This window comes from Mycobacterium sp. 050128 (assembly GCF_036409155.1).
In the GTDB taxonomy this organism is placed as follows: domain Bacteria; phylum Actinomycetota; class Actinomycetes; order Mycobacteriales; family Mycobacteriaceae; genus Mycobacterium.
On the sequence record NZ_JAZGLW010000018.1, the window covers coordinates 1 to 11,632 of the forward strand.

Genomic DNA, 11,632 nt, shown 5'->3' on the forward strand with positions numbered 1-11,632 from the left:
GGCACTTCAGCGAGCAGAGTGTCGAATAGCGAGGTCGACAAGAACACCCGGTCGAGGTCATAGGTTTCGACGAGGTCATTGTGTTCGCGCCCGAGTACTTCTTCCATCATCGGTGGCAATTGTTTGGGATCGCCGACCATTACCCAACGCTTCGACCGGGTCATCGGGACGAGCAGTTCGGCCGCCGTCGCACGCGAGGCCTCGTCGATGATGCATAGATCGAACTGCATCTCCTGGATGTTGCTGTTGGAGAGAAAGCCCATACACGTTCCCGCGACGACACTTTGGGTTGGCAGGAACATCGGTTCGGCGGCCTTGGGGTCGTTGAGACTCGACAACCAGTCACCTTGGGTTGCGACCAATTGATGCAGCCGCCGACGTTCGGTGTCAGGCTCACCGAGCAGCTGCGTCACCAGGCCGGCCAGCTGCTGCTCGTCCGGCTTGGCGGCCACCTCTACCCCCACCTCAGCGGCCATCGTCTGTAGCGACGACAACACCTCGTCTGCGCGTTCGGTCGCGCGCCGATAATCAGCGAGCAGGCTCACCCGTTCTTCGGACAGCTCTTCGTTGTCTAGCCGGTCCTCGGCGGTCAGCGGGCCTACCAGCGCGGCGGTCGTGTCGCGCTTGCGCAGCGCGGACAGTGCTTCTTCGGCGCGCAGCGCCAGAGCCAGATGCTCAACTTGGACGCCCTCGCGTTGCGCGAGTTCGGCCATTCCTTGGGTGGCGCGCTCGGCGATTGCTTGCGCCCAGGCTTGGAGCTTGTTGCTCAACAGGAGGTGACTTGCCTCGGGGTCGACGCGGTCGTCGTTGCTTGACAGCCTCACGACTTCGGTGACTCCCGATCTGAAGAGCCGGGTGATCGCGTTATCGATCGCGACGTGCATCTGGCTGACCACGAGTACCTTGTCCTGCGGCCGGGAGGCCAGGTATTGGTTGACGAGTTCGCAGATGAAGGAAGTTTTGCCGGTGCCTGGAGGCCCTTCGACGAGGAACAAATCGGTTGATCCGAGCGCATGGGATATCGCAACCTTTTTGTCGTCATCCAGATCAGCGGCGCGTGGCGTAAAGGCCACCGGTTCGGGGCGTTGCACTTGGGACGGGTCGAGGACCAACTCTCGCAGGTGCGGCCTCGCTGCGCTCCCGTCACGCAAAGCGGCCAGCGCGTCTTTCTGACGCCGGATCGCCACACGTGATGGAGTGCGATCTCGCACCAACTCGCCCTCGCGCGGCACGGTGCCGCCGCCACGGCGAGTGGTGACGCGGACGGTGACGTCCGTGCCGTCGATGTCGACGATCGTCACCGGTGTCCCCTTACCCGGCGCCTCGTCTGTCGCTCGGGCGACACGGTCCTGGTCCAGGACCGCCGTGGTGGGCGGGCTGGCGGCCTGTAGAACGATCTCGTGGCCAGAGCCCCCGAGGTGGGTATAAGTGATGGGCTCCTCGAGGCGCTTCTCCAGTTGCTCCTTCGCGTCGATAAGTTTTGACCAATTGTTGAGCCGCGCATGCCTATAGCGGTCAGTGGTACGGTCTCCGGAGTCCTGGACGGCTTTCTGCAGAATCTGACTGATCTCTTTGGTAGCCAACGCCGTTTGAGTGGGATTGGCCGGCCGACGCGCGGTCCAGACCCAGTCTCGACCATCCAGCAGGACAGCCTCGTCGCGTTTGCGCCAGGTCGCGAATTGCTCGAAATCACCGATTTCCGCGCGTTTGGCGACCAGCTTGTAGTCATTGTCGAAAGTAAGGACGAGCTGGACTTGGTCGCCGACCAACCGGAACTCTTCGGCTGTCAGCTCAGAACGCCCGTCCGGCAACGTTTTCAACCGCGGGACAACGTAAGTCGCCGAGCCAAGGCATCCGTCGATGACGGCTTCGGCGCTGCGCCCGCCTCCTTCTGCTTCGAGTGCTTGCCGCGCTGTCGTCGTCAGTTCGAACGCGATTTCCCTGCGCCGGTGCCATTTCGCGCTACGCGCTGTCTGAATTGCCTGCAGTTCAAAATAGAAGACTTGGCCGTCAGCGGGCCGATTAGCGGGATTGGGATCGAGTGCTCGGGTGAGAAGGTCCACCACTTCCGGTGGTGGGTCGGGATCGACGAGCGCTTGGGCGATGTGGTGGTAGTCCTGAAACTCCTGTTGGGTGACGCATTGCAACAGCGTGGCCGCTAGGCCGTACACGTCGAATCGCGTCGATCCGCGGGAGGCTTGATCGGGCGGCGCCCACGGCCCGGACGTCGCGCCGAGGACGGTGGCATCGCGTACCCCGGCGATCTTGTTTTTGATTTTACTGAGCGCGAAATCGGCTAGAAGTGGAGTTTTCCCATCCCACAACACATTTGCGGGTTTGATGTCGCGATGGAGTACTGACAGCGAGTGCGAATGCGCGAGCGCTGAGGCCAGGGGCAGCGCAACGGACTCAGCGACGTCGTCCCATCCGGGTGGCTCGGCGAAACCTGTTAACCAGGTCTTGATCGTCTCAGGGACCCAGTCGAGGATGACGTAGTAGAGGCCGCGGGCTTGGTCTATCCCGCTGTCGCGGAGCGCCAAGATGTTCGGGTGGCTAAGCGTGCGCAGTGCCGCTGTTTCGCGTTCGAAGTAGATGCGGGACAGATCATCGGATGCCGCAGGAATGACTTTGACCGCGACAGTGCGACCGGCCTGCTGGATGTCGGCGGCCTGGAAGACGTCACCCTGGCCTCCGGCCCGCCGCGTGTTCGCGATCTCCACGTACCGCTCAGCAATCACCTGCATCCAAAGTCCCCGTCCGCTCGACCGGACAGAGGATACTGGCTACTGCCGACAGAGCCGGGCGAACGCGCAGCCACTGCCCGGCAAATGTCGATCCGCGTCTCCGCGGGAGCATCGTCGCCTAGCACCGAGAGCGCGTGAGCAGCCATCACGAAATGCGGGCTGGAGCGCGGCGTGCGCGCCGGCTGTCCCGATTCGTCGATGTAGGCGCGATAGCCAGGTTGGGCCACGTGGGTGAGGCTAGACCTCTCACCGGACAGTAGAAACCGGCTGCTGTGCGTGCCGTGTGGATGGTTTGGGGGTAACTCCGTCTGTCGGCAGCAACAGCTTGTGGATGAATCACAAAGGTGTCATGGTCGGTGCCCTCACAGGCGGTTACCCTGAGAGAGCCGACATGGCTATCTGTTGCGCACCCCGAAGCCGCCAGAAGCTAACAGTTTTCGATGGTGTCTCAGCTGAACTCTTGCATCACGCCGCCGTCTGGACAGGACAGTTGGTTGCACCCCGGTTTCCTACGCTTCTGACATGACATTCGAATGGACACCCGAACTCCAGCTCCAGGCCGCGCAAAACGCCCTCGCCTACGTCTCTATCGTCCAATTCAGTCGAGCGACCAATGACGCCGCCGGCCGCGACGCAGTGCTCACATCGGTGCTCAACGACTTCACCGACGCAGGCGTCTCGGAGGAAGACACCATGTCCCAGCTGTTCTCGGGGCTGGCCACAGTCGCGAACCTCGCCGTGGAGGTAGGGGCCAGGAGGTCCGGCGTGAGCCCCCAGGCCATTCTCGAAGAAATGGGTGCGCTTCTTGCCGAGGTGGGCTAAACCCGCGCTGGCCACGAGAAACCGGCCAGGAGGACCTCGGCCACCACATTGCCGATGACTGCCGACTATGTCGGTGCCGAGCCACGAGCCCTCTGTCTGTGCCCGCCCATCAACCGCTGGTCTTTGCAGCACAGACGGACCAGTTAGTCGCCAGTGCGGAAATGACGACAACAGCATTGAGACGAACGAGCACGGACAGGCGCGCACGATCCCGAAGCCAGAGGACACCGCCGTCGTCGATCCCGTCGGCCGACTCGTGACGTGAACAGCAGAGCGTCGGTGAGCGCACGGTCGCGCCGGCAACATGAAGGCTCAGGTATTCGATATCGGCGACGCCGGATAACCCGGTCCCGCAGCTACGCCGTACGACATCAGCGCGCATCCTGTGCCAGCGTTGATGACCGGCTGGCCACCTGCACGCCGCGTGCCCGCGCTTCCATCCGATGTCAGCCGCGTCGACTATCCTGGAGGGACTCCATGGAAGGTGGTGTTCCGAGTGACCGAGCTGCAGAAGGCCAAGCGCCGGGTGAAGGCCGTGCGGGCGATCCGCCGTAGCACCGAACTTGAAGGTTCCCGCAGCACCAACGCCACGCGCGCCGACCAGGTTGCCTACGCCCGTGGAACCATCACCGCCGCTGAGCTGCGCGATCGCGTTCGGCGCCGGTACAACCTGACGTAACCGAGCCTGGAGTGCCGCATCCCTGGGATACCGGCGATCTCGAACAGAATTGGCGGGGCTATTTCATTCCTGGCACGAACGTTCTGAGGAATCGTGTCGGTGCCCAGACAACGGAGGCGCTGCGGGACGCGGAGAACGATCTCGTCGAGGCACGGGTTATCGAACTTCGCGAGGCCCCCGAAATTCTGGGTGACCGTACATATGATTTGCCGCACCTGCGCGCGATCCACCGTCAGCTCTTTCAAGACCTGTACGTCTGGGCGGGTGATCTGCGGACAGTCGGCATCGAGAAGGGCGGAGAGTCATTCTGTCCCCCGGGCAGCATCAACCAGCCGATGACTCATGTCGCCGCTGAGGTCCACCGGCTCGACCGGCTCAGGGATGTTCCCAAGGCTGAGCTCGCCCGCACCGTCGCCTACCTGTACGACTACGCGAACTTTGCCCATCCCTTTCGCGAGGGCAACGGCCGCTCCACCCGCGAGTTCTTTGACCTGCTCCTCTCAGAACGCGGCGCCGGCCTCGACTGGCAGAAGACCGACCTGACCGAGTTGCACAGCGCATGCCACGCCGCGCGAGCCGAATCCGACCTCTCAGGGCTGGCAGCGATGTTCGCGAGAATTCTCGACGCTGACCCTGCATACGATTTCTGATCGGGCAGGGCGGCTGCCTAGCGTTTTGACTCGACCGCCGCTCGTGGACCTCGGCAATAGCCACGGATCCAGCCGATGCGGCGGCCGTCGCTGAACGCTGAAAAGTGTTGTCGCTGTTAGTGTCCCTTCAGTTCTAGGTCGAAGGGTGATCGTCGGAGTAGCAATGAGATGCTTCTGATCCTCGCTCGGCTCGGGCGGGGTAGCCCTGGACGACCTGGTGGTGATGCGCAGGGCCGAGGAGTCGCGGCCTTGGCCCAGATCGCTCGGACACTCCCCCGCCCAGCCGACACGCCCCAAATACCGGTAACTCTCCATATTCGATTGCGTCGTATTCGACTGTCCTGCTCGGGCTGAGTCGGGTCTTCTCGGCGCGGCTTGCTTGCCTTTTGCGAGCGATTGGCGTTGAACCAGAGCTGCTCTGAGACGACAGCGCGGCACGGAAGCCGTTATTTGCCATGGCTTGTCGTCGCGGGTGTGGAAGCACCCAGAAAACTACCCTGGCAGGGCGTCTTGAGGGCTCTGGTGCTCGCGCTCCGCGGCTTCCTCGTCTGTGGGTTATTGGACCGCTTGGATCACGTAGAGAGTTGCGGTTGCGATGGCTGATATGCCGAGGCCCACTTTGAGGATTCGTTCGGGTAGGCGTGGTTGCAGGCGTGCGCCCAGGTAGCCGCCGATGAGTCCGCCGGCGCCGGCGACGAGTCCGATGGTCCAGTTGGGTGTGATGTGCTGTCCTGCGGTGGCGAGGGCCAGAACGACGTAGGTGATCGCGCCGGCCGCCGAGGTGACGAAGGTTGAGACCAGGGTGGCGGGTGCCACGATGGCGATCGGCAGCCCGCGGCCTACCAGGATGGGGCTGAGCAGTGATCCGCCACCGATGCCGTAGATCCCGCCGATCACGCCGACGGCGGTGGCGAGCGCTACCGTGGAGTAGCGCTGTGGTGGTGTTGCCGGTGGCGAGGCGGTCCCTTGCTTGCTCGGGAGGCAAAGCCAGATCCCCAGTGGCAGAAGGAATGCGGCCACCAAGATACGGAAGGCTTGTGATCCGGGGATCAGGAGTACCCGGATCACCGCACCGATCACGACTCCGGGCAGCGTGCCGATGAGCAGCACCGTGGTCAGTGGACTGTTTAACGGTGCCTGGGCGCGGTAGCGGGCGAGCGCTCCGGGGATCGCCACGATGTTGAACAAGAGATTTGTCGGTGTGACCGCGGGGCTGGGAACGTGCAGAACGGTGAGTTGAATGGGCAGCAAGAACACGGCGCCGGATACGCCCACCGGAGCGGTGAGGACCGCCACCCCCAAGCCAGCAACGAAGCTCAGGAGCATGACCCCGGCTATATCCACCACTGCACTATCACGACGCGGTGCTGTCGTGGCCAGGGTTTCGATCAGCGCCTTGAGGAGCGGCCGTCACACTCCCCCCGCAGCCAAATGAGTACAGCCGGTGGACGCGTCCTCGGCCATTTCGGCGGTAGCGTGTTTAGCGGCTGTTTTGGTCACGTAGCGGGCCCACGGTTGGGCTGCGATCTCGGCATGGAGCTGTGCGGTGTTGTAGCTGTAGCCGAGTAGTTCGGCAACCAACGGCGGTGGCGCTGCCACCACGAGGCTCTGCAAGGCGGTATTGCGTGCGCCAAGCAGATCGATGCCAAGTCGTGCGAGCCGTTCCATGATCATCTGCGGGCCGAGATGCCGACCGGGTCGCACACTCGGAAACAGCCACGGGCTGTCCGCCACCCCGCCTGCCGCTCCGAGATTCGGCCGGCGTCGCATATGGTTGGCCAGCATGTCTGCGAAGGGCCGGGGTACGGGGATCGGTTCTTGGCCCAGCGAGATCCGGACTTCGTTTTCCGTGGACGCGATTGCCGATGTCGGGAGAGCCGCGATCTTGGTCAGGGGCTGGGCGAACAGCAGCAGAAGGATTCCGGCGACACGGTAAGCCAGTGATTCGGAATCTCCGTGAAGAAGTTCTCGAAGCCATGCCAGACGCTGCTCTTCGGTGAGCGCGCGGCTGGGGGGAGGCTGTCGGTGGGTGATCTGCACGGAGTTGTTCAGCCGGGTTTTCTTGGCCCAGGCGAGCAGGTTTCGGACCTTGAGTCTCGTGGTGGGACCCGATGCGAGCCATTCATCGACGTCCTGTTGCCGGCAGGTGGCCAGGGTGCGGCAATGTGTGTTGTGCAGCCAGGTAAGGAACTTGATCGCCTCGGTGATCTCTTGTTTGGCGTATCGCGCGGCCGCAGTAGAGCTTTGTCCGGGAACCGACGCCTTGCGTAGCTGACGCAGGTGATGCCATGCGGCGAATCGTTCCACCGCGCCGCGCACCGATGGCTCGGTCACTGCCTCGAGTTTCTCAGAGAGCCAACGCTCGAAGCGGGCCAGCGGTTCATCACGCGCAACCAAGATGCCGGCGTGTTCGAGCAGGCTCCGTAGATGGTTGGTCGCTTTGTCCGCGCCGGCTTCGTCGAGGCCCTGATGGGTCAACGCGATCTGCCCGGAGGCCAGCCCCATCAGCAGTTCCTCGACTCTAGGCGAACGCTTCCAGCTCAGGATGCTGGCGGGACGGTCGACGCGGCACAATGCGTCGACGATCGGCACCATAGCCTCTGGATCGTGGGCGCCGTCGATTATCAACGCGGTCAGATCCTCGCGAAGGGCGCACCGGGAACAGGTTCGGCGGCGGTAAAAATCGCCTTCACCCCCGCAGCGTCGACAGATGAAGTCTCCGGGAATTCCTGCACACGCCAAACAGATCGGTCGGTGGTCGACATTGTCGGCTCGGCCGGGCAGCACACCGTTGTGACCGCATCTCGGGCAGACCCCGCGTGTGCGCATCGCAGTGTAGAAACAGCTGTAGCACAGTTGCTCTCCGGGCCAGGACGCTCGGCACTGGTTAGCCATCCGCCGACACCGGCTGCAGCGGAACTGCCCATCGGTAACTAGCGGGCGCCCCGGTTTGGTTGAGCGCCGGTTAGGGCTAATCGTCATCGCTGATCACCCTTGCTCGGCGAGGACGCACCGCTTTATTGAGCTCGACCACGTTGGGCCTCGGCACTGTCGGCGAGCTGGCGGACGCTGTGCGCCGGCGAACGTCGGCCGCGGTCACGGTAACGAGGTCCTCCCACGCCGCAGCCCAAGATATCGCACAGTGCGGCGATCATCTGCAGTGAAACCCGTTCGGGGCGTTGATGAACCACGCGATACACCTGTGGTCGTGACAGTTGGATGCCCCGTTCGGCAAGAAGGGGAATGAGGTCGGTACTGTTGTGCATCCCGCGAGCGGCCATCAGCTCGGCCAATCTCCAGGTGTAGTCGACTCGCCGTTTCATGAGGTCTCCTCGCCTAACGAAAGCGCCTCCTGGATGGTGGTATCCAACACCCGGCGCAACGTGCTAACCCGGTAGTCGCTGGATACACAGGTATACAGGGACGTCGTGCTGGCATGGTCGTGACCCATTTGGTCCTGGACGAACTTGGCATCCCAGCCGTCTTCGATCAAGTGGGTGGCATACGAGCGGCGCAACGAGTGCAGATCCAATCCATCTGCCAACTCCAGATCCCGACAATACCGACGGAACCGACGCAGCAGCGTATTCTCAGCGACCAACGTGCCTCGCTCGCTGGGGAATAGGTCAATCCCATCGGTCATACACCGCTGGCCGTGGGCAAGCCAGTGCCCGATCACCTCGGGAGTCCATGTGAAGACCGTCAGGACACCGCGCCGCTTGTGTGGGGATCCCTTCTTTGCTTTGCCGTAACGGACCTGGACAACGCCGTAGCGGCCGAACTCCCGGGCGTGGGCGTTGCGGGAGAAATCCACGGTTTGAAGATGGCGCAGTTCGTTGAACCGCAGCCCGTAGGAGTAGGCGACCTTGAACATCGCAGCATCCCGGTAGGCCGGCAGCCAGCCTTTACGCGCTGAGGCCGCGATCAGCGCGACCTGGTCATCGGCATGGTCGAAGAAATCTTGCAGCTCTCGTTTGGTGAACGCTCGCTTCGTCGGGGATTGCTCGTTGTCCTGCACGTGGACCGCGGTGTTCTAGTCGAAAAACACCTGAGCGGGATGCGTGCCGAACCGCTGTTCGCACACCCGATCCCGACCGTAATCGGGATCGCTGACATAAGAACAGAACAATCGCAACGCATTTTGATAGCCACGCACAGTCGACTGTCTGCGTCCCTTGACCGACCGTAGGTCGCTGAAGAACTCCTCGACCAGAGCCGGCGTCCACATCCACGGGTACTCGTTGGTGTGCTCGACGAAACGATGGACCAGGCGGACTCGTCCCGCGATCGCGTCATGGTCCAGGTTGCGGCACATTTGCTGGTTGCGCCAGCCCTCGAGCATCTCGTCGACGGTCTGCGCCTCCGGATGCAGCAGGGGAACCGACCCGACGACGTGTACGCGACCACTCTTGTCGAGGGGCAAATCGGCCTCCTGCTCAGTCTCATCTGATGATTCATCTGATGAAAACGGCGTACTTTTTCATGGATAACCACTGATATCCACGAAACGCTGCCATGCTGAGAGGGTGCCTGGAACGACGCCGCAACCGAACGGATCCCCTATCGCTTACCCGGGATGGTTCAACGACTTCCTGGCTGATAGCGCGATCCGGAAGCCGTCACCGCACACCGCGAAGGCCTATCGTCAAGACTTCGAAGCGATCGCCACGCTCGTGGCCGGCTCGGCCGAAGATGTGCTGCAGCTCAAAGCGACCGAGATAAACAAGGCGACTCTACGTGCGGCGTTCGCTGTTTACGCCGAAACCCACTCTCCCGCCTCGATACGACGCTGCTGGTCCACGTGGAACACCTTGTGCACCTTCCTGTTCACAGCGGAACTCCTCGACGCCAACCCCATGCCGCTCATCGGACGGCCGAAAGTGCCCAAGTCCCTTCCGAAGAGCTATCGCACCGAAACTGTCACCGACCTGGTCGCCGCGATCGATGCCGAGCAGGGATCCGCGCGACGCAACGACTGGCCCGAACGCGACCGCGCCATCGTCTTCACCTCCCTCTTGGCCGGCCTACGGGCTGAGGAACTCATTTGCGCAGATATTGGCGACATCCGCCGTACCGACGACGGCGGCGGCGTCCTGCATGTCCACGGCAAAGGCAACAAGGACCGCCGAATACCTTTCAGCAGAGAGCTTCTCGACGTTTTGGAGCAGTATCTCAACAGCCGCGCCTCCCGCTTTCCACAGGAACGCAAGCGCTCACCGAGCGCGGACGTATTCGCCAGATTCTCTGTGAAGGCTCCGCTCTTTCTCGGGGCCAACGGTGAACGGATCACACGCGGGACGCTGCAATACCGAATCCTGCGGGCCTTCAAGAAAGCCGGCATCAACAGCGAACGATCATCGGGTGCTCTGGTGCACGGGCTGCGCCACACCTTCGCCACCGAACTCGCCAATGCAAATGTGAGCGTCTACGCGCTAATGAAGCTGCTTGGCCACGAATCGATGATCACCTCACAGCGCTACGTCGATGGCGCCGGCGCCGACACCCGCTCCGCCGCCGAACTCAACCCGCTCTACGGCCTCCTATCCTTAATCGAACGCGAGTCTGAGATGCCAAACACCGAGGACGCCAAGAACTCTCGTGTTAGATAAGCTATCTTATGTCAACTAAACTGCGCTATGTTCGCTATCATGTTGTGCGCCACTATCTTTCACATCGCGAGTTATGCCGATAATTCGGCCGCCTGCTACGTTCTCTCGTAAGAGTGGCCGAGTCGCCAATCCTGCAGCAGGCAGTGACGGCACGAGAATCGACTCATCACTGGCCGGCAGCGGCGAAGACGAGGATCGACATCGGGGGCAGCCGGACCGGCACGTGCCGCTCCCCCACCGGGGGACAGATGTCAAGGCCTGTGGATGGCAGCCGCATCGACCCAGCGGCAGTAGGCGTCCATGTCGACGTTGCTGCCGCAGACGATGGTCACCACATGTCGGCCCGCGAAGCGGTCGCGGTCTTCGAGGATGGCGGCGATGCCCAGCGCGGCCGCCGGTTCGACGACGAGGCCAGCGTCCTCCAGAAGTACCCGCATAGCGGCGATGATCGATGCTTCCTGGACCAAGACGGCGTCGTCGCCGACCAGGAGGAGGTCGTTGAGGACCTCCGGAATTGGACACCGGCCGGCGACAGCGTCTGCGATGGTGTCAGTCGAGTCGGTAGTGACAACGTGCCGCTGACGCCATGAGCGTGTCATCGCCGGTGCGCCGGCCGGCTGAACACAGATCACCTCGACGTCGGGCGCGAGGGCCTTCATCACATGCCCGATACCGGTAGCCAGCGCTCCTCCCCCGAGAGCGATCAGCACAGCGTCGAACGGCGACACGGCCTCCACCAGTTCCAGGCCAATGGTCGCCGCGCCTTCACAGGTTTCGATGTCCAAGCTGTCATCGAGCAGCCCGATGCCGTCATGCCGCGCGATGGCTGCCGCCCGGGCACGGGCCATCTCGTTATCGCCGTCCACTAACTCCAATCTCGCGCCCAGTGCGCGGATGCGATCGAGCTTGACCGCAGGTGCAAACCGGGATGCCACGACCGTGACCTCGAGACCCCTGGCGCGACCAGACCAAGCCAGGGCTTGCCCGAGGTTGCCCGCGCTGCCACACACCACCGCGGGCGAGCCCTTGTCGGCTAGCTGTTGCGGGTCATGACGTTGTAGACGCCGACATGGTCGGGATGTGAGGAGGACGGGTCCTTCGGCGGCAGGATGAGAAATCGCCAAACCC

At 62.8% G+C, this 11,632-nt stretch carries 9 protein-coding genes and 2 pseudogenes; 4 read left to right on the forward strand and 7 right to left on the reverse strand.

The window, feature by feature from the left end; all coding sequences use genetic code 11:
• Together SKC41_RS31225 and SKC41_RS31980 are read right to left on the reverse strand one after the other, a co-directional pair.
• Window positions 1-2,744: AAA domain-containing protein (locus SKC41_RS31225; RefSeq protein WP_330981515.1), on the reverse strand; the 2,744-nt coding region annotated here is incomplete at its 3' end.
• Window positions 2,735-2,971 (reverse strand): DUF3800 domain-containing protein, encoded by a 237-nt coding sequence (locus tag SKC41_RS31980; protein ID WP_442931876.1) that lies wholly within the window; start codon window positions 2,969-2,971, stop codon window positions 2,735-2,737. The genes SKC41_RS31225 and SKC41_RS31980, both read right to left, overlap by 10 nt.
• Window positions 2,972-3,266: 295 nt before the next feature.
• Here SKC41_RS31980 and SKC41_RS31230 point away from each other — a divergent pair, with 295 nt between their 5' ends.
• The 3 genes from SKC41_RS31230 to SKC41_RS31240 all read left to right on the forward strand — a co-directional run bounded on the left by SKC41_RS31230 (window position 3,267) and on the right by SKC41_RS31240 (window position 4,895).
• Entirely contained in the window at window positions 3,267-3,566 is a 300-nt protein-coding gene (locus tag SKC41_RS31230) for a hypothetical protein (protein ID WP_330981516.1), read from the forward strand.
• Between the two features lie 496 nt (window positions 3,567-4,062).
• Window positions 4,063-4,245 carry a hypothetical protein gene (locus SKC41_RS31235; RefSeq protein WP_145010566.1) on the forward strand — a complete coding sequence of 61 codons (183 nt, stop codon included), beginning with the start codon at window positions 4,063-4,065 and terminating at the stop codon, window positions 4,243-4,245.
• An 11-nt stretch (window positions 4,246-4,256) separates the two neighbouring features.
• Window positions 4,257-4,895, forward strand: a complete 639-nt coding sequence (locus SKC41_RS31240) for a Fic/DOC family protein (protein WP_330981517.1) — start codon at window positions 4,257-4,259, stop codon at window positions 4,893-4,895.
• A 555-nt stretch (window positions 4,896-5,450) separates the two neighbouring features.
• On the opposite strand, the gene SKC41_RS31245 is transcribed toward SKC41_RS31240, so the two are convergent.
• From SKC41_RS31245 to SKC41_RS31260, 4 genes and pseudogenes are all read right to left on the reverse strand, one after another.
• Window positions 5,451-6,221, reverse strand: a complete 771-nt coding sequence (locus tag SKC41_RS31245; RefSeq protein WP_330981518.1) for a sulfite exporter TauE/SafE family protein — start codon at window positions 6,219-6,221, stop codon at window positions 5,451-5,453.
• A gap of 84 nt (window positions 6,222-6,305) precedes the next feature.
• On the reverse strand, window positions 6,306-7,490 hold the full coding sequence (locus SKC41_RS31250; protein WP_330981519.1) for a recombinase XerD: 1,185 nt from the start codon (window positions 7,488-7,490) through the stop codon (window positions 6,306-6,308).
• Window positions 7,491-7,866: 376 nt separating this feature from the next.
• Window positions 7,867-8,218, reverse strand: a pseudogene (locus SKC41_RS31255) (helix-turn-helix domain-containing protein).
• Window positions 8,215-9,318: pseudogene (locus tag SKC41_RS31260) on the reverse strand (tyrosine-type recombinase/integrase). The pseudogenes SKC41_RS31255 and SKC41_RS31260 overlap by 4 nt, the downstream one beginning before the upstream one ends.
• A 103-nt stretch (window positions 9,319-9,421) precedes the next feature.
• On the opposite strand from SKC41_RS31260, the gene SKC41_RS31265 reads away from it, so the two are divergent.
• Window positions 9,422-10,504, forward strand: a complete 1,083-nt coding sequence (locus SKC41_RS31265; protein WP_330981520.1) for a tyrosine-type recombinase/integrase — start codon at window positions 9,422-9,424, stop codon at window positions 10,502-10,504.
• Window positions 10,505-10,755: 251 nt separating this feature from the next.
• On the opposite strand, the gene SKC41_RS31270 is transcribed toward SKC41_RS31265, so the two are convergent.
• Entirely contained in the window at window positions 10,756-11,628 is an 873-nt protein-coding gene (locus tag SKC41_RS31270) for a threonine ammonia-lyase (RefSeq protein ID WP_442931877.1), read from the reverse strand.
• Between the last annotated feature and the right edge of the window lie 4 nt (window positions 11,629-11,632).